The organism is uncultured Pseudoflavonifractor sp. (genome assembly GCF_944387805.1).
Taxonomy (GTDB): Bacteria; Bacillota; Clostridia; order Oscillospirales; family Oscillospiraceae; genus Pseudoflavonifractor.
In genome coordinates, this window is sequence record NZ_CALXGI010000034.1 from 1 (window position 1) to 24,294 (window position 24,294).

Consider the following 24,294-nt stretch of genomic DNA (forward strand, 5'->3'; position numbering starts at 1 on the left):
CTATCGGGGAGTCCTTTTTTTGTCCATAGCTATAAGCTCTTTATCCACTGGCAGAGCCAGTGGTTCTTTAAGCAATAACAGAAAACGGGTGTGCTTTGCCGGACTTCCGGCGAAGCACACCCGTTTGTCATTGTTTTTCCAGCCGCTCACGGCACAGCGCGATGCACCGCTCCAGCCAGGCGCAGCAGCTCTCCTCCCGCATGACGCCGCCCAGCAGCACCAGGTAATCGCTGAAGGCGGCCTCATCCTCCGGGGGCGTCTGCCCCAGCCCGGCCAGGTTCTCCCGCAGGTGGTCCAGCAGGGCCCGGTGCTGCTCCAGCTGGGGTTCCAGCAGGGCGATGCGCCGCCGGGGCGGGATGCAGTCGGAGAAGTACAGCTGGAGCCGGAACTCGTCCTTGGGCACGGATTTCATCTTCAGCTGGGTCTCCGCCCAGGTCCGGAGGGCTGTCCGTCCCCGCACGGTGATGGAATACACCTTTTTCTCCAGCACGGTGCCGGAGATCTCAATCTGATAGGCGATCAGGCCCTCATCCGCCAGAGCCTTCAGCTCGGGGTAGATCTGGCTGTGCTTAGCGCCCCAGAACTCGGCCAGAGTGGTCTCAAACTCCTTTGTCAGGTCATAGCCCGACATATCCCGCCGGTTCAGCAGGCCCAGGATGGCATAGCGCAGGGTTCCCATGATTTCTCCTCCTCGTAAGGCTCATGGCGGTATTATAGCATACTTTCCGCTTCATTTCCTCCAAAAAAGCGTTTCTCACTTCTCCTCTCTTTTTAAACATGTCGTAATTGACATGTTTAAATTTTCATGCTACCATAAAATATAACAATATTCCGCTCTCTGAGAGCGGAATGATTTTTTGGAAGGAGTTTTGGTTCGGAAATGGAAAAGCTGAAGCGCTATGTGGTATTTTTGATCGGACTGTTCGTCAACTCCCTGGGGGTGGCACTCATCACCAAGGCGGACTTGGGCACCTCCCCCATCTCCTCCATCCCCTATGTGCTCAGCCTGAATTTTCCCCTCACCCTGGGCCAATTTACCATTCTGTTCAGTCTGCTGCTCATCGTCCTCCAGCTGATTATTCTGCGCAGAAACTTCCGCCCTGAGCACATCCTTCAGATTCCCGTGTCCTTTGTGTTCGGCTACTTTATTGACCTGTGCATGACTCTGCTCTCCTTCATTCAGCCCCAGGCCTACGGCATGAAGGTACTCTACCTGCTGATTGGCTGCGTGGTGCTGGGCGTAGGCGTGTACATGGAGATGCTGGCCGACGTGGTCATGCTGCCCGGCGAGTCCTTTGTCCGCTCCGTAGTGTTCCGCTGGGCCACCGAGTTCGGCATGACCAAGGTGGCCTTTGATGTGACCATGACGGTGGCGGCGGCGGTTCTCTCCTTCGTCTTTGCCGGCATGCTGGCCGGCGTGCGGGAGGGGACCATTGTGGCCGCTCTGCTGGTGGGCTTTATCGCCCGGCTCATCAGCCGCCGTCTGGCGTTCATGCCTCAGGCCCTGTTCGGAGAGGCCCGCGCCTGAGCATCCCGCAAAAGCATGCCGCTCTGAGCATTGGCTCAGAGCGGCATGCTTTTTCTCTTCTTCAGCTGTTTTTGAAGTAATAGCCCACACCCCACTTGGTGAGGATATATTCGGGGTGGGCGGGGTTCAGCTCCAGCTTCTCCCGCAGGCGGCGGACGTGGACGTCTACGGTACGGTAGTCCCCGGCATACTCATAGCCCCACACCACGTTGAGCAGGTTCTCCCGGCTGTACACCCGGCCCGGGTTGCGCATGAGCAGTTCGATGAGGTCGAACTCCTTGGCGGTCAGGTCCACCGGGGTATCCCCCTTCCAGGCGGAGCGCTCGTTGGCGTCAATCACGATGTGACCGGCGGTAATTCGGGCCTTCTTGTCCTTCTGGGCGGCCATGCCCGCCCGGCGGAGCAGGGCCCGTACCCGCGCCTTCAGCTCCAGGATATTAAAGGGCTTGGTGATATAGTCGTCGGCGCCGCACTCAAAGCCGATGATCTTGTCAGTATCCTCGCTGCGGGCGGTGAGCATGATAATGGGCACATTGGAGAACTCCCGAATCCGCATGCAGGCCTGGAGGCCGTCGATCTTGGGCATCATCAGGTCCAGGATGATGAGGTCAAAGTTGCCGCTGCGGGCCAGCTCCACAGCCTCCTCCCCGTCATAGCCGGTCTCCACCTGATAGCCCTCGCTCTCCAGGTTGAATTTGATGCCCTTGACCAGCACCTTCTCGTCGTCCACAACCAGAATTTTCATTGCTTAATTCCTCCACAGGGCGTCTGCCCTCATTCCACGGTGATGTAGTCGATGATCTGGGACAAAATCCCCTCGCCGATACCGCTGACGTCGGTGAGGTCCTCCACAATGCGGAAGGGCCCGTGTTCTTCCCGGTAGGCGATAATGGCCTCCGCCCGCTTCTCCCCGATGCCGGGGAGGGTCTGGAGCTCCTCGCTGCCGGCAGTGTTGATGTTGACCAGCCCGGACTGCTCCGGCGCAGACGAAGACGGAGCGGCCGCCTGAGCCTCAGTTTCCGCCGGCCCGGTCTCTGACGGCGCCGGCGTCTGGGACGCGGGCGGGCTGGCAGCGGCCGGCGGCTCCGGGCTGTGCTGGGCGGCAATGCGGACCGTCCCCGCGTCGGACTGTCCGCCCAGGAACCATCCGGCGAAGAAGGCGAGGCAGGCGGCTGTCAGCAAAAGCAGCACAAATTCCAGCCTGGAAATCTTCATCAAATTGTAACCACCTTTCCCGTTGCGCGGCCCGTCCTTCTTTGTTATAATAAATTATATAAACGAATTTGTCCCTGTCTCTTCTTTGCCGCAGAGGCGGCCTTTCCGGCCGTTTTTGCGGCAAAGGGGCGTTATGGGATCTATTATAACATAGTGTGCGGGAGTTTCCTATGAAAAAAAATCGTCTTTTTTCTTTTCTTCTGACCCTGTCGCTGATCTGCGCCATGCTGGCGCCTTTCTCCACCGCCTCGGCCAACTCTGTGGACGACTATGTGGTGAACGCCCGGTCCGCCATTCTGGTGGATACCACCTACGGCGAGATTCTCTATGAACACAACGCCTATGAACGGACCTATCCCGCCAGTATCACCAAGGTCATGACCGGCCTGCTGACCATTGAGGCCATTGAGCGGGGCGTGCTGTCCCTGGACCAGCAGATTACGGTCAGCGAGCACGTGAACGACGGCATGATGTCCGGTGCCTCCACCCAGAACCTGAAGCCCGGCGAAATTCTCACCCTGAAGGACGTGCTGGCCTGCGCCCTGATCCCCTCTGCCAACGAGGCGTGCAATGTGCTGGCCGAGACGGTGTCCGGCTCTATTTCCGCCTTTGTGGAGCTGATGAACCAGCGGGCCGCTGAGCTGGGCTGTCAGGACACCCACTTTATGAATCCTCACGGCCTCCACGATGAGAATCACTATACCACGGCCTACGACATCTACCTGTTCTGCAACGAGGCCATGAAGCACGAGATCTTCCGTGAGCTGGTCACCTCCATGAACTACACGGTACCCGCCACCAACATGAGCGAGGAGCGCACCTTCTGGGACACCAACGCCCTCATCACCAGCTGGAAATACAAGGGCTATACATACGAGTACGCCACCGGTATCAAGACCGGCTATACTCCCGAGGCAGGCTACTGTCTGGCCTCCTCCGCCACCAAGGGAGAGCGCTCCCTGATTGCCGTGGTTACCGGCTGTGAGCGGGCCGAGGGTGCTACCGGCAGCGACGGCTATACCCAGTTCTCTGAGAGCAAGAAGCTGCTGGAGTGGGGCTTCTCCAACTTCTCCTACCAGTCCATCATGAGCAGCAGCAAGCCCCAGCTGTCCATCCCCGTAACCCTCTCCGAGACCGACCATGTGGTGGCCGAGCCCAACGGCACGCTCTCCGCCGTGCTGCCCAACGACGTGTCCGCCGAGGACTTTGAGCAGGAGGTGGAGCAGTACTATGACACTCTGGAGGCCCCTGTGGAAAAGGGCACGGTCCTGGGCAAGGTGACTCTCACCTACAACGGCGAGGAATACGGTTCCCTGGACCTGGTGGCTGTGGACACGGTGGAGCGCTCCGAGCTGCTCTATAATCTGGACCGGATTGAGAAATTCTTCAGCCAGCTGTGGGTGAAGATTCTTCTGCTGGTGCTGGTAGTGCTGATTCTGGTGCTGGTGCTCCGGCTCACCCTCTTCGGCCGCCGGGGCCGCCGGAGCTACGGCGGCCGAAGCCGCAGCAATTACCATGGCCGGCGCCGCCGCTGATCTCCATATCGCCACCTCATACCCTGCGGATTTCTCCGCAGGGTATTTTTTTCTTGACAAACGGGGTTTGTCGCGATAAACTAGTCTCACAAGCAGATTTGTCGCAACAAACCCATCAGAGAAAGGAGCCCTGTCATGGACGATTATAAGCTGTTTGACGCCGAGTACCGGCTGATGGACCTGGTGTGGTGTGAGGAGCCGGTGAACTCCACCGCTCTGTCCCGCATGTGTCTGGAGCGCTTTGGATGGAAAAAGCCAACCACCTATAACCTGATCCGCAAGCTGTGCCAGCGGGGGTTCCTGAAAAACGAGAATGCCACCGTCACCGCCCTGGTGCCCCGGCAGCAGGTGGAACAGTATGAGAGCGAGGCGGTGGTGGAGAAGTCCTTCGGCGGCTCCCTGCCCGCCTTTGTCGCTGCTTTTCTGCGGGGGAAGAAGCTCTCTCAGGAGGAGGCGGAGGAGCTTCGGCGGATGATTGAGGAGGCGGGCGATGATGAATAGCCTGTTTTTCTCCCTGCTGCCCACCCTGTTTCAGGCGGTACTGGCTATGAGCCTGACCGCCGCCGTAACGGCCCTGGCGGTGCTGGCCATCCGGGCTGTTATGCGGACCGCAAAGGTCCCCCGGGCCATTGTGTTCCTGCTGTGGGCAGTGGTGCTGTTCCGTATGGTGTGTCCTGTGTCCTTCTCCAGCAGCTGGAGCCTGCTCTCCTTTTTTCCCCCGGCGGAGGAACAGACGGCGGACCTCCCCGCCGTCGATACAGGCGGCGGCCAGGTTGCCTGGAACAGTCCCCGGGACTACGCGAGCCATCAGGCAGATGCCGCCGGCGGCGCAATCGCGGTCTCTCCCGCCCCGGAAGCAGGCGGCAGCACCCAGTCCGCCGCCGTTTCCAGGCCTGCCGACTCACCAGCGCCCGCGGAGCCCGGCTGGCTGCCCGCCCTGTCCGCCGTCTGGGCCCTGGGGGTGCTGGCGCTGTGGCTGTGGAGCCTGCTGTCCTGGCTGCGCCTGCGGCGGAGGCTGTCCGCCGCCGTCCGTACCCCGGACGGCGCCTGGGAGAGCGACCAGGTGGACTCCCCCTTTGTGCTGGGCTTCTTCCCGCCCAAAATCTACCTCCCCCTGGGCCTGAGCGGGGACACCCGGCGGTATGTCCTGCTCCATGAGCGCGCCCACATCCGCCGTGGAGACCACATCGTCAAGGTGCTGGCCTTTCTGGCCCTTGCGGTCCACTGGTTCAACCCCCTCCTGTGGGTGAGCTGGTTCCTCTCCTGCCGGGACATGGAGGCCGCCTGCGACGAGTCTGTCCTCCGCCGCAGCCCGGAGGATATCCGTAAAAATTACTCTGCCGCCCTGCTCTCCCTGGCCGCCGCCCACCCTCTGCGGGTGCCCCTGGCCTTTGGGGAAAACGGCGTGAAGGGCCGGGTACGGGGCGCCCTCCGGTGGAAGCGTCCCGCCGCCGCTCTGGTGGCGGCGGCCTTAGTGGTTCTGCTGGCCTCCTGCTATATGCTGGCGGCCAATCCCGCCCAGGTGCCTGACGCCGCCCCTGAGCTGACCCTCACGGTGGAGGGCTCCTCCATTACCCTCTCCCCCGAAACCGAAGCCCCCGACTGGGACAGCACTCCCCTCCTCACCGGCTCCACCCACACCTCCATCCAGCTCTCTGTGCCCGGAATTTCCCCGGCCAGTCTGGAGGGGACTGATTCTCTTCTCTCCGGCGCGGAGCCCGCCCCCATGTCCCGGGATTTGCAGTTAAGAGAGGACGGTTCTGCCGCCTTCTCCCTCTCATCCCGTTCCGATGCCGGCGGCACAGGCACTGAGCTGCGGGGCATTGTAGTCACCGCCCGCTGGGGCAGCGGCGCCCGGGCCCTCACCGCCCGATATTCCTTCCGGGTACGGATGCCCTCTGTCCTGCGGGGGGTGGAGCGGGAAGCGCCCGCTGTGGTGGCAGGGGGGCAGGAGCTGCCCCTGCGGAACAGCACCCCTTTTTCCACCCTGCGGGAAACCCAGCCCCTGGTCCTCACCGATGGGGATGCCCTCATCGCCCTGTCTAACCCCACCGACGCGGTGGGGTACACGGTGGAGCTCTACGCCCTGAATGAGAGCACCTACACAGAGATCGGCGACCCTCTGAATCAGCTGAATGTCCAGTCTGTGGACGGGAACGCCAACCTGGCCTCCGGCACAGCCTTCTATCTGTCCGAGGACGCCCCCGGCGGCCTGCTGGGCCTGCGGCTGACCTACCAGTACCCCAGCGGCGTGACCAAGAGCTGGATTGGCCTGCTGGAGCTGGATGGGGGCGCTCAGGCGCCTGAGTGCGTCTTTACGGAGGACGGCCTGCCCTACCTCCGCTACCCCGGCCGGGAAGAACTGACCCCTCTGCTGCCCCTCCTGCCCGCGCCCGCCGAGTGGGCCGATCAGGACCTGGCAGGCCGCAATGAGGCGGAGACTCTGGCGATTCTGGAGGCCGCCAGGGTCCAGATGGGCTTCACCACGGCCAGCGAGGGCTGGGCGGTGGTTGGCGTCGGCGCCGGCATCGGCCATAAGGACACCTATTTTTACCGCACCCACGACGGCGGCTACACCTGGGTGGAGTACAGCCACCCGGACAGCCAGTGGTACATGGAGCGGGCCGCCTTCTCCGACCCGGACCACGGCGTCCTCTGTGAAGGACTTTTTGTTGACGCGCCCATCTATGTCACCTCGGACGGCGGCGAGACCTGGCGTGAGCTGGAGATATCTCAGATTTATGACCAGGCTTACCCGGAGGATATCCCCGACGACGCCCTCTATAAGGTGGACTCTCTGCTCCTCTGCGGCAGCTGGGGCGTCCTCACCCTGAGCAGATGGGGACTGCCGCCGCTGTGCGTCTACACCTCGGACAGCTGGGACACCTTCTCACTCATCTGGAGCGGCGTGCTCCCCGTGGGAGACGAGGCGGCCTATGATGCCTATTCTCTGGAGCTGAACGAGTACGGCACCCCGGTTCTGTCTCTGGATTTGCTGGACAGCGAGGGCAATTCCACAGGGACCGCCACCCTGTCCTGGGACGGCGGCGTCTGGTACCGCGGCGTGGACATCGGCGACCCGGCGGAGCTGACCGCCGCCGAACTGCCCGACCCGGACAACCTGTATGTGAGCGGCGTGAAGCGCTCCTTTGACGACCCCCAGCTCTGGCTCACCGCCCCCATCCGCATTCTGGCCGATCTGCCCGAGGCGGATATCACCCTCTACGGGCTCAACGAGACCGTCACCGGCCGGAGCGGCATGTTCCTGCGCCAGGGGGAGCGGGTGGCCTACTACCCCGGCCTCACCTATAATGCCGGCCCTCAGATCATCCCCGCCGACCTGGCCCTGGCCGACTACGACGGAGACGGCGCGGAGGAGCTGGCCGCCGTGGTGTCCGCCGGCACCGGGACAGGGGTCAGCGCCTGGGATCTCCACATTTTCCAGCTCCAGGGCGGCGGCCTCGGCCAGGTCTCCAGCCTCTCCTGGGAGGACCTGGGCCAGGCGGCAAACGCCCAGCTCACCAGCTCCGCCCGCCGGGAGGGCGACACAGCCCTTCTCACCATCACCTGGCCCAAGGGGCAGGCGGAGTGCGACATCACCGGCCTGACCGATCCGTCGGAGGACCTGTCCGGAATGAAAGCGGAGGCCGGTGGCATCAATGCCTTCGACCTGTCCGCCGTCCCCATCCGGGCCTCCTGTGATCTGAGCGTCCAAAACACCCTGGGCTATGTAGCCGCCTATACCGCCGACCTGTCTTTCGACGGCTCCTCCTTCCGCCTGGACCCGGGCTCCAGCGCCCTGACCCTCTACCCCGAGGTGCTGCCTGACGCTCCGGTGACCAGCTGGGCAGAGCGCAATCTCCATAACGCCACTGAGAACACCCCCACCCGCTCGGAGATTCTCGCGGAGTACGGCTTTACCTGGGACGACATATATGCTGTCTATTACTCCCCCCAGGAGACCCTGGAGCTCCAGCTCTGGTTTGAGCCCGACACAGGCACAGGCTGCGGCTTCCGGTATGTCTGGGAGGGGGCCGACGGTCCCCTGGCTGCCCCCGCTATCTACGCCTTCGGCTTCCACGGCGCCACCGTCCCCACAGAGCGGGATGACCCCTACACCTGCGGCCTGCTGGGCAACGCCGATGCCTACTCAGTCCTGACCCCCTGGGGCACCGACGGCTCGGAAGTGGTGTCCGGCTTCCGCTCCCAGTACTCCTACCGGGCCGACGGAAAGCCGGAGGAATTCAAGGCCACCGGGACCGATGATGCGGGTAATCAGGTGGACGTGCTGGACGTGACTTTCTCCTACTGGGACGACGGTTCCCTCCTGAGCAAGTCCTATTTTCACAATCAGCTGCTCTTCGGCACCGCCTACTTCAGCACCCAGATGTACTACACCTCCTACGAGCGTCTCGACTATGCCCGCTGCTACCTCTCCCACGGTAGCCTGGAGCTCTTCTACTTCTACGACGGGGAAAGCACCTCCCCCTCCTACTGCCTCATGCTGGACAACGACGGCGGGCTCTATTTCCCCACCCTGTTTGCCTACTGACCCTTCCGGCCCGCGCTTTCCCCGGCGGGCCGGAATTTTTCTGTTATCTGCCGAATAAAACCGGCCTGCTTTTCGTCATAGAGGATAGAGAGAGGAGGGCGGCCCATGACGGGACATCAGCTCAACAGCTTATTCTCCGCGCTGCGGAATGGGGACCGTGAGGCCTTCCACACCCTCTATGAGGTTCTGTCCCCGCCGGTATACACCGTGCTCCTCCGGCTGGTGGGAGACCGTCAGAGCGCCGAGGACCTGCTTCAGGAGACCTTTCTCAGGCTCTACCGGCAGCCGCCCGGCCCGGAGGTGACCCACCCCAGGGCCTGGGTCTTTCAGGTGGCCCGCAATCTGGCGGTGGACCACCTCCGGGTCCGCAGGGACGCCCTTCCTCTGGAGGAGGGCAGTCTGTCCGTTCCCCAGGCAGATCTGGACCTGGGGCTGGACGTGGAGGCCGCACTGAACAGGCTCTCTCCAGAGGACCGCCTGCTGGTAAGCCTGCACCTCAACGGCGGGCTCCGTTTCCGGGAGTGCGCCCGGCTGCTGGGCATTCCCCTGGGCACGGCCCTGCGGCGCTACCATACCGCCATGGGGCGGGTGCGGGACTATCTGAATGGATGACGATTGGAGGTAATTATGAAACTGCGCTGTACGCTTCTCTCCCTGCTTCTTCTGGCGGCGCTGGCTCTGCCCGCCGCCGGCGCGGAGGCAAAGGCGGCTATCCCGGACTCCGCTCTGGCCCTGGCGGCCCGCTGGGAGGATGAGGGCTATCCGGACACCGTGGGCGGCGTCTGGGTGAACGAGGCCGGCCGCACCCTGGTTGTGGCTGTGGTGGACGGCGACCAGGCCGCCATAGACTCCATCATTGCCGCCGCGGGCAGCGCCGACGGTCTGGCCTTTGCCTCCTGCCGCTGGTCCCGCGCCCAACTGCTGGAGGTCCATACCGCCCTCTCCCAGCTGGTGGGTGCGGAGGGCAGCCCGGTCATCTCTGTGGGGCTGGGCAACCGGGGCAATGACTTCAGTCTGGACGGTGAGCCCTGCGTCCACGTCACCATCACCACCCTGGACGGCCAGGAGGCGGCGGAAGCCTGTGCCGACCGCATTCAGGCGGAATACGGAGACATGGTGGAGGTGTCGGTAGGCCCTCATCAGATCTCCTTTACCACCGGTATGGACGCCCCCGATCTCCCTCAGCCTCTCATTCCCAACCGGCAGTCCCGGCCCAATCTCATCTGGTACCTTGCCCCTCTCCTGTTCCTGCTGGTACTGTTCCTGGCCTTCCCCCTGCGCCGGATGCTGCTCCAGCCTGCCGGACGGCCGCCGGTGTCGGGCATCGCCCGTCCCATGACCCGCCGCCGTGCCGCCCGGGCCGTACGGGCGAGCGGCGCGCTGCCCAGCGGGAAGGTCTGGGCATCCATCCGGCAGGAGCTGGAGCTTTAAGTTTTATTTTGAATCTATTCCGGATTTTTCAGATGGAAATATACTGTTTGTATTTCTTTCCCCTTTGCTTCCTTACTTTTCCCTTCTCCGGACTTCCGTCCTCCTTGCGGTCTGACGCTCCAGGCTGTATAATGAGAGCAGAATCCATCTATTTGTGCGGCAGACGCCGCATGGGAAACAAAGGAGTGTTATGATGAGCGGTTATCAGATCATCACCGACGCCACCACAGACCTGACCGAGGCCTGGGCCAATCAGATTGGTGTGGAGATCATTCCCATGGAGTGCCAGCTGGAGGGCGTACCCTATACCTTCGGACCCGGCGGCAACATCACCAGCGAGGAATTCTTTGCTGCCATGCGGAAGGGCAAGATGGGCTCTACCTCTCAGATCAACCCCACGGTCTATGAAGCGTATTTCACCCGCTGTCTGGAGCAGGGGCTGGATGTGCTGTACATCTGCTTTTCCTCCGGCCTGTCGGGCACCATCCAGGCGGCGAAAATCTGTATGGAGGACCTGCGGGAGAAGTACCCGGATCGGAAGCTGATCTGCGTGGACTCCCTGGCCGCCTCTGCCGGCGAGGGTCTGCTGGTGACCGGAGCTGCGGCCCAGAAGGCTGCCGGCCTGAGCCTGGAGGAGCTGGCCGCCTGGGTGGAGAACCACAAGCAGAACGTGGCCCACTGGTTCACGGTGGAGGATCTGAACCATCTGCGCCGGGGTGGGCGCATCTCCGCCGCCACCGCCGTGGTGGGCTCCGCCCTTCAGATTAAACCGGTGATGCACTGTGACAGCGAGGGCCATCTGACCAACACCGCCAAGGCCCGGGGCAGAAAGAACTCTATACTGGCCCTCATCGACCACATGGACAAGGACTGGACCCCTGAGCTGAGCCGCCAGGTATTTATCTGCCACGGGGACTGTCTCTCTGACGCCGAGTTTATGAAGGCCACCGTCCTGGAGCGGCACCCCGACGCGGAGATCACCATTTTCCATATGGGCCCCATCATCGGCGCCCACACCGGTCCCGGCGTTATCGCCCTGTTCTACTGGGGTACGGGCCGGTAAGCGGCAGGCCATAAAAAAACGGCAAATCCCAGTGGGATTTGCCGTTTTTTCGCTGCATATTATCCGGGCATCCGTACAAAAGCGCAGCAGTCCATATCGGCAGCCGCTGCAAAGCCGCAGGCGCGATAAAAGGCGGCCCGCTCAGGGATGTTGTCGGTCATCAGCACAGTCTGATAGATTGACGGGTACTGGGCCAGCGCTGCCTGCAGCAGTTTTGCGCCCACGCCCTTTCTCTGGTGCCCCGGGGCAACCAGAATATCCTGTATGTAGAGAATGGACACCCCGTCGCCTACGGCGCGGACCAGGCCAATCAGCTCGCCCTGCGCAAAAGCGCCCAACACCAGCAGGGAGCCGGCAAAGGCCGCCTTCACCATGGCGGGGTTGTCCGCATAAACCGTCCAGCCCACGCTCTTGTACAGGCGCAGAACCTCTGCTTCGTGATAGTCAGTATATTTTCTGATTTCCACGGCATCCTCCAAAATTCAATCATTTTGATTTTGGTATTGCGCAATCTCATCTCTCCGCCTCCTGACCGTTCAGTCTCCGCTTGCCGGATATGCGTACGTTCTCCCCAGCGGAATATGAAACCCAAGGGCTTGATACATCTGCTCATCGCAGGGCGCGCAGGTGACGCTCAGGCTGGCGACGCCGTTTTCCCTGCACCACTTCTGCGCCGCCTCCGCCAGCATCCGGGCAATGCCCTTTCCCCGAAAGACCGGCTCAATATAGAAGTCCTCAAAGATCCCCACATTTCCGCAGGCGAAGGTGGAAAACGCAGCCGTTACGCTGCACATCCCCACGGCCCGGTATCCCCGCTTTGCAAGGAAGTATGTGATCCTCCCGTCGGAAACCGCCTGCTCCAGGCGGCGCTTTTTCTCTTCCGTAAGCACGTCCTCGCCGATTTCACGCAGGAATCCGTTCTCCAGCTTTTTCAGCTGCCAGTCTCCGCCGCCGGTCAGGCGTTCAATGTGAATCGGCAGCTCCTCTTCCGGCGGCAGCAGCATCAAGGGCATGCCCCACTCGTCTGCTCCGTTTTTCCGGAAGCCCAGCCGTCCCCAGAAGCGCTGGCGCTGGGGTGTGTCGCAGTTGAGCTCCACGTAGGCGGCCCCCATGGACTTGGCCCAGGAGAGAAAGCATTCCCCGCATTTTGTCCCGGCGCCGTTTCCCCGAAACTCCGGGAATACGCAGAACTCGCACAGGAAGCACTTGCGGTCCTCCGTGCGATACAGCACCGGCAGCGCCAGGCCGATGTCCGCTCCGCCCCGGCTCAGCAGCAGGTAATAGCTGCGGTCCTGCCGCCGATTATGGATGGCGTCCATATGACTGCGGTATTGGCCGTTCAGGAAATGGGCCTTCTTCCCGCTGTCCGGGCCGGGAAAGATATCCCGGTTGAAGTAGGCCCGGAGCTGCGCCCAAAAGAACCCAATCTCCTGCTCTGTAACGGCTTCTCGGATGGTGATTTCGTCTTTCATCTGTTCTCCTCCAAACGTTGATTGGAGGGTTAGGAAGCGTGAACCCTCCATACACGATTCATCTTCATAAACGACCATCCTTTCCCTGTTATGATTTGCACGGCCTGTGCATAACAATTACAGTCTACCATACCCGCAGGCCCAATGCAACCTGCGCAAAAACAGGCGGCGCCCGGCATAAAACCGGGCGCCGCCTGTTTTCTGTTACCCTACGTCCTCGAACTGTGCGTTGTAGAGGTCGGCGTAGAAGCCGCCCTTTGCCAGCAGCTGCTGGTGGTTGCCCTGCTCCACGATGTCGCCGTCCTTCATCACCAGGATGAGGTCGGCGTTCTTGATGGTGGAGAGCCGGTGGGCGATGACAAAGCTGGTGCGGCCCTTCATCAGGTTGGCCATGGCGTCCTGGATGAGGTGCTCGGTTCGGGTATCCACCGAGGAGGTGGCCTCATCCAGAATCATGATCTTGTTGTCGGCCAGGATGGCCCGGGCGATGGTCAGAAGCTGCTTCTGGCCCTGGGAGATGTTGGTGGCGTCCTCGTTGAGCTCCATCTGGTAGGCCCCGGGGAGGGTCTGGATGAAGTGGTGGACGTGGGCGGCCTTGGCGGCGGCGATGACCTCCTCATCGCTGGCATCCAGGCGGCCGTAGCGGATGTTCTCCATAATGGTGCCCTTGAACAGCCAGGTGTCCTGGAGCACCATGCCGAAGGTCTCCCGCAGGTCGGCCCGGCGGAAGTCCCGCACGTCGTGTCCGTCCACCCTGATAGCGCCGGAGTTGACGTCGTAGAACCGCATGAGCAGCTTGACCATGGTGGTCTTGCCCGCGCCGGTGGGGCCAACGATGGCCACCATCTGCCCCGGCTCCACGTGGGCGGAGAAGTCGTTGATGATGATCTTGTCCGGATTGTAGCCGAAGTGGACGTGGTCAAAGTCCACGCCGCCCTTCACATCCGCCAGAGAGGCGGGCTGGGCGGGGTCGGGGGTCTCCTCCTCTTCATCCAGGAACTCAAAGACCCGCTCGGCGGCGGCGGCCATGGACTGGAGCATGTTGGAGACCTGCGCAATCTGAGTGATGGGCTGGGTGAAGTTCTTCACGTACTGGATGAAGGCCTGGATATCACCCACCTTGATGACGCCGGACACCGCCAGCATGCTGCCGGACACCGCCACGGCCACATAGCCCAGGTTGCCCACAAAGTTCATGATGGGCTGCATCATGCCGGAGAAGAACTGGCTCTTCCAGGCGGACTGGAACAGAATGCGGTTGGTCTCGTCAAATCTGGCCTTGACGGCCTCCTCCTGGTTGAAAGCCCGGATGACGTTGTGGCCGGAATAGCACTCCTCCACCTGACCGTTGATGTGTCCCAGGTACTCCTGCTGGGCCTTGAAGTACTTCTGGGAGTGCTTCACCACAATGCTGATGAGCAGCATGGACACGGGCAGGATGATAACGGCGATGAGGGTCATCAGGGGACTGATGGTGAGCATCATGATGAACACGCCGATGATCATGGTCACCGAAGTGATGAGCTGGGTGATGCTCTGGTTAAGGCTCTGTCCCATGGTGTCCACGTCGTTGGTGATGCGGGAGAGGACCTCGCCCACGGTGCGGGACTCAAAGTACTTCATGGGCATGCGGTTGATCTTTTCCGAGATATCCCGGCGCATGCGGTAGGCCATTTTCTGGGCAATGCCGCTCATAATCCAGCCCTGGATGGAGCCGAAGAGGGCGGCCAGGAGATACATCCCCAGGAGTAAGAGGAGAATCTGGGCAATATGTCCGAAGTCGATGCCTCCGGTGCCGCTGATTTTGGCCACCAGCCCGTTAAACAGCTCCGTAGTGGCGTTGCCCAGGATTTTGGGGCCAAAGACGTTGAACACAGTGGAGCCTGCCGCGAAGAGAAGCACAAAGAACAGCCCGATCTTGTACCGGCCCATATAGGCCAGCAGCTTGCCGATGGTGCCTTTGAAGTCCTTGGCCTTTTCGCCGGGCCTCATTCCGCCGTGCCCCATGGGCCCCCGGCGGGGCGCGCTGTGGTTCTGTTTTGTTTCGCTCATGCTCCCTCACCTCCCAATTCAGCCGCAGAGAGCTGGCTTTTTGCAATTTCCTGATAAGTGGAGCAGGTCTTCATCAGCGCCTCGTGGGTGCCGATGCCGGCGATCTTGCCCTCGTCCAGCACCACGATTTGGTCGGCGTGAAGGATGGTGGAGATTCGCTGGGCCACAATGATAACCGTGGCGTCCTTTACCCTCTCGTTGAGGGCCCGGCGGAGGGCCGCGTCGGTCTTGTAGTCCAGGGCGGAGAAGGAGTCGTCAAAGAGGAACACTCTGGGGTTCTTGGCGATGGCCCGGGCAATGGACAGCCGCTGTTTCTGGCCGCCGGACACGTTGGTGCCGCCCTGGGCAATGGGGGTGTGGTAGCCGTCGGGCTTGGAGTCGATGAACTCCTTGGCCTGGGCAATCTCCGCCGCCTCCTCCATGGCCTGGTCGGTGATGTTCTCACCGCCGAACTTCAGGTTGGACTCGATATCGCCGGAGAAGAGCACGCCCTTCTGGGGCACATAGCCCAGCAGCTGGTGGAGCTTGTGCTGGGACAGGTCCCGGATGTCCACGCCATCTATGGTAATGCGGCCGTAGCTCACATCAAAGAAGCGGGGAATCAGGTTCAGCAGGGTGGACTTGCCCGAGCCGGTAGAGCCGATGATAGCGGTGGTCTGGCCGGGCCGGGCGGTGAAGGTGATGTGCTCCAGCACGTCGGCCCCGGCGTCGGGGTAGCGGAAGGACACGTCCTCAAAGGTCACCACGCCCTGCCACTGCTCCTTGCTGTTGTCCTTCACCTTCCGTTTGTCCCGGATGACCGGCTTGGTCTGGAGCACCTCGTTGATGCGCCCGGCGGCCACGCTGGCCCGGGGCAGGAAGATGGCGATCATGGCGATCATGAGGAAAGACATGACGATCTGCATGGTGTAGGTAATGAAGGCGATCATGTCGCCCACCTGCATGGTGCCCGCGTCAATGCCGTGGCCGCCGTTCCAGACGATCAGGATAGACACGCCGTTCATCAGCAGCATCATCATGGGCATCATAAAGGTCATAACCCGGTTGGTAAACAGCTGGGTCTTTTTCAGGTCCAGGTTGGCCAGGTCAAAGCGCTTCTCCTCGTGCTTCTCCCGGCTGAAGGCCCGGATGACAGGCAGGCCGGTGAGGATCTCCCGGGAGACCAGGTTCATCTTATCCACCAGAGTCTGCATCCGCTTGAATTTGGGCAGCGCCAGGCCCATGAGCAGGGCCACCAGTGCCAGCGCGGCGGCCACAGCCACAGCAATGATCCACTCCATGCCCGTATGGGTGCCGGCCACCTTGATAATGCCGCCGACGCCCAGTATGGGGGCGTAGATAACAATGCGCAGCATGAGCACCACCACCATCTGCACCTGCTGGATGTCGTTGGTGGAGCGGGTGATGAGGGAAGCGGTGGAAAACTTGTCAATTTCCGCGTTGGAGAAGGACATAACGCTCTTAAACACGTCGCCGCGCAGGCTCATGCCCAGTTGGGCGGCGGTGCGGGATGCCAGCAGGCCCACCAAAATAGCGGCCAGGGCCATGAGCAGGGAGATGCCCAGCATCTTACCGCCGGTGACAAGGAGATAGTTCATCTGGATCTGATCCAGGTCCAGGCCCATGGCGGCGTACTCCTCCTTGACGAAGAGGAGTGCCTTCTGTTCCACAATCATGTCGGACTGGCTGCCGAACTTCTCCATGGCCTGGTCGGCCATGGCTTCCAGCTGTTCCAGCGTCATCTGGCCGGAGGAGAGCACAGCCTGAAGGGTGCCCGCGTCCATCCCCTCCTCTTCCATGGCGGAGAGCATGAGCATGGGCATGCCGAACACCGCGTCCAGCTCCTCCAGGGTGCTCTCACTCACACTGTTCAGGCGCCAGATACCGTCCTCACCCAGGGTGTAGGCGGCCTCTACCTTGTTCCAGCCGTCCTCTTCCATGAAGAGCTTCAGGTTCTCCATGGTCTCGTCCCGGATCTGGTCGGGGGCGGCGTGTTCAATGCCCCCCTGCTGGATGCCAACGTCTACAATATCCGATGTATACTGCGGCAGGCTCAGGTCGCACCAGGCCTGCACCACCAGCAGGAGCATAATGGCCAGAATGGACCATTTCACCTGCTTGAGATAGCGTATCAATTTCAGCACTGCTCTGTCTCCTTTGCTCGTTCGTCCTCCAGAATTTCGGAGAACTGGTTCCACAGGTCAATCATGGTCTGGACGTTCTCCAGCCCCATTCTGTCCACAACGCGATCCAGAAATGTGGAAAGCCGTTCCGCTGTCCGGTTCCAGGCCGCCTCGCCCTGCTCTGTGAGATAAATATAGGTGTTGCGCCGGTCGTTCCGGTCAATCCGCCGCTCGATAAGACTTCGCTCCTCCATGTCACGCAGCATCCGTGACACCCTGGGCGGCGACACTCTGGCCTTGCCTGCCAGCTCCCGGACGTGCATTCCCTCGGGGTGGGCCTTCAGATGCTCCCGCAGCATGGACAGCCCGAAGAACTCTCCCTGGGTCAGCCCCTCCATCTCGATGATCTGCCCGGTATTGAGCTTTCCAAACCGGTGCAGGGCCCGAAACAGGGCCCGTTCTGTCTCTCTGTGCTCCAATCTCTCACCAGCTTTCCTTGCTAACTGTTAATATCGTTATTATTTAATTACGTTATGATATCATACGCGCCAGACCGCATTCTGTCAACCGCATTGTGCACAAAAAAATCCATTCTCAGTCCCGTTCACTTTGTCTCATGCCCGGAAACGCCTCTCCGCCAGCGCTTTCCGCCGCTGTATTTTTTATGTTAATGGCAGCCATACAAAAGCCCCCTGGACTGCGTCCGCAGTCCAGGGGGCAAAGCTGCTCTGTTTTGTTTTAGATCCGCTTCCACTCCACGCCGTTGGGGGTGTCCTTGATCTCCACGCCCATGGCCTTGAGCTGGTCACGGATGGCGTCGGCCTGGGCCCAGTTCTTCTCCTTCTTGGCCTGAGCCCGCTGAGCGATGAGAGCCTCGATCTCCTCGGCCCCCTCCGCGGGGGCGGCCTCCTTCTCCTTCAGTGCGGCGGCCCGGCCCAGCAGGTCCAGACCCAGCACCTTGTCAAAGTCGGCGATGATGGCCCGCTTGGTGGCGTCATTGGTGCCGGCCTTGAGGGCGTCGTACACGGCGGTGACGCCCAGGGAGGTGTTCAGGTCGTTGCCCACAGCCTCGATGAAGGCGGCTCTGGCGGCGTCCACGGCGGCCTGGTCCACCTCGCCGTCCTCTCCCAGGGCGGCCACGCGGGCCACCAGCTTGTCGTAGGCGGCTTTGGCGTTATCCAGGTTCTCCCAGGAGAACACCAGGCCCTTGCGGTAGTGGGACTGGAGGCAGAAGAGACGGTAGACCAGGGGATCGTAGCCCTTCTCCTCCAGCAGGGACACGGTGAGGAACTCGCCCTTGGACTTGCTCATCTTGCCGCTGCTGGTGTTCAGGTGGTGGACGTGCATCCAGTACCTGCACCAGGGGTGGCCCAGGTAGGCCTCGGACTGGGCGATCTCGTTGGTGTGGTGGGGGAAGGCGTTGTCAATGCCGCCGCAGTGGATGTCCAGGTACTCTCCCAGGTACTTCATGGAGATACAGGAGCACTCAATGTGCCAGCCGGGGTAGCCCACGCCCCAGGGGGAGTCCCACTTGAGGGCCTGGTCCTCGAACTTGCTCTTGGTGAACCACAGGACGAAGTCGGCCTTGTTGCGCTTGTTCTGGTCCTCCTCCACGCTGTCCCGGACGCCCACGGCCAGGTTTTCCTCGTCGTGGTCGTTGAACACGTAGTACTTCTTCAGCTTGGAGGTGTCAAAGTACACGTTGCCCCCGGCCAGATAGGCGTAGCCGGTATCCAGCAGCTTGGTAATGACCTTGATATAGTCGTCAATCATGCCGGTGGCGGGCTGAACCACGTCGGGATACTTGATGTTCAGCTTCCTGCAGTCGGCGAAGAATGCGTCGGTGTAGAACTTGGCAATCTCCATAACGGTCTTGTGCTCCCGCTGGGCGCCCTTGACCATCTTGTCCTCGCCGGTGTCGGCGTCGGAGGCCAGATGGCCCACATCGGTGATATTCATGACCCGCTTCACGTCATACCCGTCATACCGGAGAAATTTCTCCAGCACGTCCTCCATGATGTAGGAGCGCAGGTTGCCGATGTGGGCATAGTGGTACACCGTGGGGCCGCAGGTGTACATGGACACCTTGCCGGGCACATGGGGGACAAACTCTTCCTTGGTGTGGGAGAGGGAATTGTAGAGCTTCATGTTTCAAAATCTCCTTATTTTAAAGATTTCCGTTTTTGGCCTGCTGATCAATGAATTTCTCCAGCCACTCCAGCCGGGATGACAGGGCCTGGAGCTCCTTCTGCACCGGGTCGGTGACATGGATCTGGTCCACTCTGGCGGCGTAATCCACCCGCTCCCCGGCGATGCGCACCACCCGGGCGGGCACGCCCACGGCAGTGGCGTCCGGGGGAATCTCGGTGAGCACCACGGCGTTGGCCGCGATGCGGGAATTATCCCCAACTTTGAAGGGCCCCAGTACCTTGGCCCCGGCGGATACCATCACGTTGTTGCCCAAGGTGGGGTGGCGCTTGCCGTGGTCCTTGCCGGTGCCGCCCAGAGTGACGCCGTGGTAGATGAGGCAGTCGTCCCCAATCTCGGCGGTCTCGCCGATAACAATGCCCATGCCGTGGTCAATGACCAGCCTGCGGCCAATCTTGGCTCCGGGGTGAATCTCGATGCCGGTCCAGCAGCGGCTCCACTGGGACACGCACCGGGCCAGGAAAAAGAGCCTGTGCCGGTAGAACCAGTGGGCAATGCGGTGGTAGATAACGGCGTGTACGCCGGGGTAGAGCAGAAAGATCTCCAGGCGGCTGCGGGCCGCCGGGTCACGGGCCTGATAGGCCCGCAGAGTTTCACCAAGTCTGGTCATAGGATGCCTCCTGTCCAACCGCCTCAGGGCGGGTCATAAAAGAAAATCGCCTCCTGTGCCCGCAGGCACAAGAGGCGATTGAAAACCGCGGTTCCACTCTCGTTTCTCACTTAAAGGCCGATGACGGGGCCAGCCGGAGGGCTTCTACATCCCTCTCGCTCCCGGACGCACTTCGCGCAGGGTTCCCGCGGAACCGCTCTCAGCCGGTGACGGTTCCTCTCTGGCCGGTAAGGCCTGCGCTACTCTTTCCGTTCCTCGCGATATTCTATTGTTATAGTATATTATCACGGGGCCTGTCCGGTGTCAAGGGCGATGCCCTCGGAGATGGAGTACAGGGAGGGGATGTCCAGGAAAAGAGGGGGACAGAAACAGCGCCAGTCCGAACAGGCCGCCGGTCACCAGGGCGGGCAGGCCCGCCACCTTCTCCGTCTTTACGCTGGTATTCTGTTCCCGGAGATGGAATCCGCTTCAAAACGCCGTCCTGCGCCTGCTCTCCCCTCTGCTTCCAAGGGGCTTCTCTTGTCAACCGGCGGCTCGCTGCCGCAACGAATATTGGTATAACGGCTTGCAAATGGTTGTTAAGCCAACCAGTCCGCCTCCGTTTTTGCCCCTCCCAGGCGCTCTTCGGTCTGTTGTCAACCTGGAGTTGACAGATTTCCAGCCTGCATCGCTTGAGAAACCTCCCTCTTTTTGGTACACTGAAACCAGGAAAAGGACCGCCATCCCTCCGCGTGCGGGGCGGCGGATGCGGGAATAGAAGGAGGTTCTCTATGGAACTCAACGAACGAATTGCCGCGGCCCGTCGGGCGGCAGGCATGTCCCAGGAGCAGCTGGGGGAGGCCCTTGGGGTGTCCCGCCAGGCGGTGAGCAAGTGGGAGAGCGGTCAGACCAAGCCCGACCTGGAGGCAGTGAGCAAAATGTGCGAGCTCTTCCATCTGTCCGCCGACTATCTGCTGCTGGGCAAGGAGGGCAATAAAACGGACAGCGCTCCCACTCAGGCTCAGGCCAAGCCCCATCAGCAGTCCAATATTACCTTTGACTATGCCCTGGTGCTGATGGACATCAATCCTGCGCCCCAGGAGACCAAAAATACCCTCCGCAGGCTTGGTATGACGGAGGAGGAAATTGAGCAGGCTATCCCGGTGCTGCCTGTGGTGCTGGCCTCCGGTCTGTCTCTGGAGGAGGCCTACCGCCGGGCCCAGGAGTTCAGGGAGTGCGGTCTGGTGAAGGTGGTGCGGGACGGAGATACCCGCACCCGGGAGTCCATGCTTCGGGCGGACCCTATCGAGGCCCCGCAGGAGAAGCGGGGCGGACTGGGGTTCGGGGGCACGGTGCTGGCGGTCATGCTGGGCGTTGTTCTGGCCCTGCTGCTCATGGCGCTTTTCTGAGGGCCAACGCCGTCCCCCTTGCCATCATCCTGCTCGCAGCCGCCCTCTACTGGCTCAACCGTCTGGTGCTCACCGGCCTGCCAGGGGCGGCGGGCCGCTTCTTCTCCTGGTATTTCCACGATATTCTGGCCGGAGCCATGATTCTCGCCCTGGCCAACCTGCTGCTGTCCGCCGGGCGGCTGCCGCCGCTTACCAAGGCTCTGCCCGCCGCCGCCTTTCTGCTCCTGTGCGGCCTGTTCTGGGAGTATGTCTCCCCTCTTCTGATTTCCGGCTCTGTGTCCGACCCGCTGGATCTGCTGGCCTATCTGGCGGGCGGACTGGCCGCCCTCCCTCTTTTGCGCCTGGACAGGGCGCGGCGCCGCTCCTGACTCCGTCCTATTGCAGAAAGCCCCCGGCCGCTCATAGGAGCGGCCGGGGGCTTTTGATGCATCACATGTTCTTCCAGTCCATAACGTCCCGGTTCTTGATAAAGTACTCCACGCCGGAGTAGAGGGTGGTAAGAACAATAACGGCCATCACCACCGCATCCAGCACCGGGTTGGGGAACAAAAACATGACGCAGATCCCCACCATGGTGGAAGCGGTCTTAACCTTGCCGGACCAGGCGGCGGCAATCACACGGCCCCGCTCCACGGCGATGAGCCTCAGGGCGGTGACGGCAAACTCCCGGGCGATGACGATGAGCAGGGCCCAGGCGGGGAAGCGGCCGCTCTCCACAAACCACAGCATGGCGGCCATGACCAGCAGCTTGTCGGCCAGGGGGTCCATGAACTTGCCGAAGTCGGTGACCTGGTTGCAGTGGCGGGCAATGTACCCGTCCACAAAGTCGGTGACGCTGGCCAGGATAAAGATGGCCAGTGCCACATACTGGCTGAATGGGAAGCCCAGATAGAGCACCACCAGGAACAGCGGGATCATAACCACCCGGCTGAGGGTGAGCTTGTTGGCCGTATTCATCCCTTATGCCTCCTCAATTTCGCCCATCAGGTCGCCGTCCTCTGTGCCGGTGATACGCACATTGACAAAGGTACCGGCGGGCACAAGCCCGGCGGCGGTGAAGAACACCTTGCCGTCCACGTCGGGAGAATCGGCGTAGGAGCGGCCCGCATAGCAGCCCATGTCAGGGTCAAAGCCCTCGCAGAGGACCTCCAGAGTCTCCCCCAGACGGCTCTCATTGAAGTCGTCCATCACCTGTGACTGGAGGTCCACCAGCAGCTCCACCCGGCGGGCCGCGGTGTCAGGGTCCACCTGGTCGGGCATGACGGCGGCAGGGGTGCCCTCCTCGGGGGAGAACTGGAAGATGCCGGCCCGTTCAATGCGGGCCTGGCGCAGGAAGTCGCACAGCTCCTCGAACTCCGCCTCGCCCTCGCCGGGCAGGCCGGCGATAAGGGAGGTGCGCAGCACCAGGCCGGGAATCCGTGCCCGCAGCTTGTCCAGCAGGGCCAGGATCTCCGCTTTGGTGCCCCGGCGGTTCATGGCGCGGAGCAGCTTGTCGTTGATGTGCTGGAGGGGGATGTCGATGTAATTGAGAATTTTGGGCTCGCTGGCGATGACCTCAATCAGATCGTCGTCCAGCTCGTCGGGGTACAGATAGTGCAGCCGTACCCAGTGGAAGGGCAGCTTGCACAGCTCCTTGAGCAGCTCGCCCAGCATCCGCTTCTTGTAGAGGTCGGTGCCGTAGCGGGTAATATCCTGGGCGATGACAATAAGCTCCTTTACGCCCCGGTCGGCCAGCCCCTTGGCCTCAGCAAGCAGCGACTCCATGGTCCGGCTGCGGTAGCGGCCCCGGAGGTAGGGGATGATGCAGTAGGAGCAGCGGTTGTCGCAGCCCTCTGCAATCTTCAGGTAGGCAGTGTAGGCGGGGGTAGACACCATCCGGGCGCCGTCCTCCACAGTGTGGTCGATGTCGCCAAAGAAGGTGGGCTGATCTCCCTCCATAACGGACTCCACAGCGGGGACGATGTCGGTATAGCTGCCGGTGCCCAGCACGCCGTCCACCTCGGGCATCTCCTCCATCAGCTCGTCCTTGTACCGCTGGGACAGGCAGCCCGTCACCAGCAGCTTGCCCAGAACCCCCTTGCTCTTCAGCCCGGCCAGCTCCAGAATGTTGTCAATGGCCTCGCTCTTGGCCGAGTCGATGAAGCCGCAGGTGTTGAGGACGGCCACGTCGGCCCCCTCCGGATTGGACACCACCTCATAGCCCGCGTCCCGGCACAGGGCCATCATCTGCTCGGTATTCACCAGGTTCTTGGCGCAGCCAAGGGAAACAAACGCAACTTTATACTGATTCACAGCATGTAACTCCTTCATCTGAACGTGAAGTACAGGATATCACGAAACGTACAAAATGAAAAGGGGAAAATGCCCCATTTTCCGGTTTTCCCTTGAAATTCTCTCTCTGCTCTCAGATGCTCTCGTCCTCAAAGGTCTCACCGTACCGGCTCAGGGCGGCGCGGATATCCTCCCATCGGTAGCCACGGCGGGCCAGAGCAGCGGACAGCTTGCCCAGCGTCTCCCGGTCGGCGGTGCGGCCCATGAGCTTGCGGCGGATAAAGGCGTCCATGGCGTCTGCGGGGTCCTGAACCTCCTCCAGGGCCTGGTCCCAGTACTCCCGGGGCACACCCCGCTTCCACAGCTCGTCCCGCAGCTTCCGCTCCCCGTAGCCTTTGGCGGCGTAGTGCCGGGCCACAGTGCGGGCGTACTCGGCGTCGTTGAGGTAGCCCAGCTCCTCCAGCCGGCTGGCGGCCTCCTGGGCCAGCTCCTCAGAGATGGGCTCCTTCTCCCTGTCACGGGGCCGGGCAGTGAGCTTATCCACCAGCTCCTTCCGGGACATGGGCCGTCCGGACAAAAGCCGGAGAGCCTTCTCCTTCACCTGGCCCCGGCGGACGGCCTCTTCCAGCTTCCCTTTGGTCTCTTCGCTCAGCTCCATGCCGGAGTACAGCCCGAAGCAGGCCACCTCGCTCTCGGTCACCCGCAGGATAGTCCCGTCCTCCAGGTGGCACAGCCACCGGCCCTGAATCCGCTGGGAGGGCAGCAGCTTAGCTATCCGCATCCTCAAAATCCTCGGCGGACACATCCACCGCCCGGCCGGCAGCCCGGGCGGCGGCCTTGGCCTGA

The 24,294-nt window shown here is 61.8% G+C and carries 22 protein-coding genes; 9 read left to right on the forward strand and 13 right to left on the reverse strand.

The features are described from left to right. Window positions 1-127: 127 nt before the first annotated feature. Window positions 128-679 (reverse strand): PadR family transcriptional regulator, encoded by a 552-nt coding sequence (locus Q0K06_RS09005; protein WP_294551395.1) that lies wholly within the window; start codon window positions 677-679, stop codon window positions 128-130. A gap of 201 nt (window positions 680-880) precedes the next feature. Between Q0K06_RS09005 and Q0K06_RS09010 the strand changes: the two genes are divergently transcribed. Further along, window positions 881-1,528 carry a DUF6198 family protein gene (locus tag Q0K06_RS09010; protein ID WP_294551398.1) on the forward strand — a complete coding sequence of 216 codons (648 nt, stop codon included), beginning with the start codon at window positions 881-883 and terminating at the stop codon, window positions 1,526-1,528. 61 nt (window positions 1,529-1,589) lie between these two features. On the opposite strand, the gene Q0K06_RS09015 is transcribed toward Q0K06_RS09010, so the two are convergent. Then, window positions 1,590-2,273, reverse strand: coding sequence for a response regulator transcription factor (locus tag Q0K06_RS09015; protein WP_294551400.1), 684 nt, complete (start codon window positions 2,271-2,273; stop codon window positions 1,590-1,592). 29 nt (window positions 2,274-2,302) lie between these two features. Then, window positions 2,303-2,743: a ComEA family DNA-binding protein gene (locus tag Q0K06_RS09020; RefSeq protein WP_294551443.1), complete on the reverse strand. Its 441-nt coding sequence runs from the start codon at window positions 2,741-2,743 to the stop codon at window positions 2,303-2,305. A gap of 170 nt (window positions 2,744-2,913) precedes the next feature. Here Q0K06_RS09020 and Q0K06_RS09025 point away from each other — a divergent pair, with 170 nt between their 5' ends. From Q0K06_RS09025 to Q0K06_RS09050, 6 genes are all read left to right on the forward strand, one after another. Beyond that, the gene (locus tag Q0K06_RS09025; protein WP_294551403.1) at window positions 2,914-4,278 is read left to right on the forward strand and encodes a D-alanyl-D-alanine carboxypeptidase family protein; all 1,365 of its coding nucleotides are present in this window, start codon (window positions 2,914-2,916) and stop codon (window positions 4,276-4,278) included. A gap of 135 nt (window positions 4,279-4,413) precedes the next feature. Continuing rightward, on the forward strand, window positions 4,414-4,779 hold the full coding sequence (locus Q0K06_RS09030; protein ID WP_294551406.1) for a BlaI/MecI/CopY family transcriptional regulator: 366 nt from the start codon (window positions 4,414-4,416) through the stop codon (window positions 4,777-4,779). Beyond that, entirely contained in the window at window positions 4,772-8,830 is a 4,059-nt protein-coding gene (locus Q0K06_RS09035) for a M56 family metallopeptidase (RefSeq protein WP_294551410.1), read from the forward strand. The genes Q0K06_RS09030 and Q0K06_RS09035 overlap by 8 nt, the downstream gene beginning before the upstream one ends. A 105-nt stretch (window positions 8,831-8,935) precedes the next feature. Then, window positions 8,936-9,442, forward strand: coding sequence for an RNA polymerase sigma factor (locus Q0K06_RS09040; protein WP_294551411.1), 507 nt, complete (start codon window positions 8,936-8,938; stop codon window positions 9,440-9,442). Between the two features lie 15 nt (window positions 9,443-9,457). Next, entirely contained in the window at window positions 9,458-10,261 is an 804-nt protein-coding gene (locus Q0K06_RS09045; RefSeq protein ID WP_294551413.1) for a hypothetical protein, read from the forward strand. 193 nt (window positions 10,262-10,454) lie between these two features. After that, window positions 10,455-11,324, forward strand: coding sequence for a DegV family protein (locus Q0K06_RS09050; protein WP_294551415.1), 870 nt, complete (start codon window positions 10,455-10,457; stop codon window positions 11,322-11,324). Between the two features lie 59 nt (window positions 11,325-11,383). Here Q0K06_RS09050 and Q0K06_RS09055 read toward each other — a convergent pair whose 3' ends face one another. From Q0K06_RS09055 to epsC, 7 genes are all read right to left on the reverse strand, one after another. Further along, a complete protein-coding gene (locus Q0K06_RS09055; RefSeq protein WP_294551417.1) occupies window positions 11,384-11,791 on the reverse strand; it encodes a GNAT family N-acetyltransferase in 408 nt (135 codons plus the stop codon). A 69-nt stretch (window positions 11,792-11,860) separates the two neighbouring features. Next, window positions 11,861-12,796: a GNAT family N-acetyltransferase gene (locus Q0K06_RS09060; protein WP_294551419.1), complete on the reverse strand. Its 936-nt coding sequence runs from the start codon at window positions 12,794-12,796 to the stop codon at window positions 11,861-11,863. A gap of 204 nt (window positions 12,797-13,000) precedes the next feature. Beyond that, on the reverse strand, window positions 13,001-14,848 hold the full coding sequence (locus tag Q0K06_RS09065) for an ABC transporter ATP-binding protein (RefSeq protein WP_294551421.1): 1,848 nt from the start codon (window positions 14,846-14,848) through the stop codon (window positions 13,001-13,003). After that, window positions 14,845-16,992 carry an ABC transporter ATP-binding protein gene (locus Q0K06_RS09070; RefSeq protein ID WP_294551423.1) on the reverse strand — a complete coding sequence of 716 codons (2,148 nt, stop codon included), beginning with the start codon at window positions 16,990-16,992 and terminating at the stop codon, window positions 14,845-14,847. The genes Q0K06_RS09065 and Q0K06_RS09070 overlap by 4 nt, the downstream gene beginning before the upstream one ends. Further along, complete coding sequence (locus Q0K06_RS09075; RefSeq protein ID WP_294551425.1) at window positions 16,986-17,450, reverse strand: MarR family transcriptional regulator; 465 nt, start codon at window positions 17,448-17,450, stop codon at window positions 16,986-16,988. The genes Q0K06_RS09070 and Q0K06_RS09075 overlap by 7 nt, the downstream gene beginning before the upstream one ends. 259 nt (window positions 17,451-17,709) lie before the next feature. Then, window positions 17,710-19,119 carry a cysteine--tRNA ligase gene (gene cysS, locus Q0K06_RS09080; protein WP_294551427.1) on the reverse strand — a complete coding sequence of 470 codons (1,410 nt, stop codon included), beginning with the start codon at window positions 19,117-19,119 and terminating at the stop codon, window positions 17,710-17,712. A gap of 19 nt (window positions 19,120-19,138) precedes the next feature. After that, window positions 19,139-19,789, reverse strand: a complete 651-nt coding sequence (gene epsC, locus Q0K06_RS09085; RefSeq protein ID WP_294551429.1) for a serine O-acetyltransferase EpsC — start codon at window positions 19,787-19,789, stop codon at window positions 19,139-19,141. 770 nt (window positions 19,790-20,559) lie between these two features. On the opposite strand from epsC, the gene Q0K06_RS09090 reads away from it, so the two are divergent. Further along, window positions 20,560-21,177: a helix-turn-helix transcriptional regulator gene (locus Q0K06_RS09090; protein WP_294551431.1), complete on the forward strand. Its 618-nt coding sequence runs from the start codon at window positions 20,560-20,562 to the stop codon at window positions 21,175-21,177. A gap of 65 nt (window positions 21,178-21,242) precedes the next feature. Then, a complete protein-coding gene (locus Q0K06_RS09095) occupies window positions 21,243-21,545 on the forward strand; it encodes a hypothetical protein (protein WP_294551434.1) in 303 nt (100 codons plus the stop codon). A 61-nt stretch (window positions 21,546-21,606) separates the two neighbouring features. Here Q0K06_RS09095 and pgsA read toward each other — a convergent pair whose 3' ends face one another. The 3 genes from pgsA to Q0K06_RS09110 form a co-directional block, all read right to left on the reverse strand. After that, window positions 21,607-22,134, reverse strand: coding sequence for a CDP-diacylglycerol--glycerol-3-phosphate 3-phosphatidyltransferase (gene pgsA / locus Q0K06_RS09100; RefSeq protein ID WP_294551437.1), 528 nt, complete (start codon window positions 22,132-22,134; stop codon window positions 21,607-21,609). A 3-nt stretch (window positions 22,135-22,137) separates the two neighbouring features. Further along, on the reverse strand, window positions 22,138-23,487 hold the full coding sequence (gene rimO, locus Q0K06_RS09105) for a 30S ribosomal protein S12 methylthiotransferase RimO (protein ID WP_294551439.1): 1,350 nt from the start codon (window positions 23,485-23,487) through the stop codon (window positions 22,138-22,140). A gap of 94 nt (window positions 23,488-23,581) precedes the next feature. After that, window positions 23,582-24,229: a regulatory protein RecX gene (locus Q0K06_RS09110; RefSeq protein ID WP_294551441.1), complete on the reverse strand. Its 648-nt coding sequence runs from the start codon at window positions 24,227-24,229 to the stop codon at window positions 23,582-23,584. Window positions 24,230-24,294 lie beyond the last annotated feature (65 nt).

What these genes read in the sequence shown, in the direction of transcription:
- Q0K06_RS09005 (WP_294551395.1), bottom strand. Translation starts at nt 679, where the DNA reads ATGGGAACCCTGCGCTATGCCATCCTGGGCCTGCTGAACCGGCGGGAT.
- Q0K06_RS09010 (WP_294551398.1), top strand. Translation starts at nt 881, where the DNA reads ATGGAAAAGCTGAAGCGCTATGTGGTATTTTTGATCGGACTGTTCGTC.
- Q0K06_RS09015 (WP_294551400.1), bottom strand. Translation starts at nt 2,273, where the DNA reads ATGAAAATTCTGGTTGTGGACGACGAGAAGGTGCTGGTCAAGGGCATC.
- Q0K06_RS09020 (WP_294551443.1), bottom strand. Translation starts at nt 2,743, where the DNA reads ATGAAGATTTCCAGGCTGGAATTTGTGCTGCTTTTGCTGACAGCCGCC.
- Q0K06_RS09025 (WP_294551403.1), top strand. Translation starts at nt 2,914, where the DNA reads ATGAAAAAAAATCGTCTTTTTTCTTTTCTTCTGACCCTGTCGCTGATC.
- Q0K06_RS09030 (WP_294551406.1), top strand. Translation starts at nt 4,414, where the DNA reads ATGGACGATTATAAGCTGTTTGACGCCGAGTACCGGCTGATGGACCTG.
- Q0K06_RS09035 (WP_294551410.1), top strand. Translation starts at nt 4,772, where the DNA reads ATGAATAGCCTGTTTTTCTCCCTGCTGCCCACCCTGTTTCAGGCGGTA.
- Q0K06_RS09040 (WP_294551411.1), top strand. Translation starts at nt 8,936, where the DNA reads ATGACGGGACATCAGCTCAACAGCTTATTCTCCGCGCTGCGGAATGGG.
- Q0K06_RS09045 (WP_294551413.1), top strand. Translation starts at nt 9,458, where the DNA reads ATGAAACTGCGCTGTACGCTTCTCTCCCTGCTTCTTCTGGCGGCGCTG.
- Q0K06_RS09050 (WP_294551415.1), top strand. Translation starts at nt 10,455, where the DNA reads ATGAGCGGTTATCAGATCATCACCGACGCCACCACAGACCTGACCGAG.
- Q0K06_RS09060 (WP_294551419.1), bottom strand. Translation starts at nt 12,796, where the DNA reads ATGAAAGACGAAATCACCATCCGAGAAGCCGTTACAGAGCAGGAGATT.
- Q0K06_RS09065 (WP_294551421.1), bottom strand. Translation starts at nt 14,848, where the DNA reads ATGAGCGAAACAAAACAGAACCACAGCGCGCCCCGCCGGGGGCCCATG.
- cysS (WP_294551427.1), bottom strand. Translation starts at nt 19,119, where the DNA reads ATGAAGCTCTACAATTCCCTCTCCCACACCAAGGAAGAGTTTGTCCCC.
- epsC (WP_294551429.1), bottom strand. Translation starts at nt 19,789, where the DNA reads ATGACCAGACTTGGTGAAACTCTGCGGGCCTATCAGGCCCGTGACCCG.
- Q0K06_RS09090 (WP_294551431.1), top strand. Translation starts at nt 20,560, where the DNA reads ATGGAACTCAACGAACGAATTGCCGCGGCCCGTCGGGCGGCAGGCATG.
- pgsA (WP_294551437.1), bottom strand. Translation starts at nt 22,134, where the DNA reads ATGAATACGGCCAACAAGCTCACCCTCAGCCGGGTGGTTATGATCCCG.
- rimO (WP_294551439.1), bottom strand. Translation starts at nt 23,487, where the DNA reads ATGAAGGAGTTACATGCTGTGAATCAGTATAAAGTTGCGTTTGTTTCC.
- Q0K06_RS09110 (WP_294551441.1), bottom strand. Translation starts at nt 24,229, where the DNA reads ATGCGGATAGCTAAGCTGCTGCCCTCCCAGCGGATTCAGGGCCGGTGG.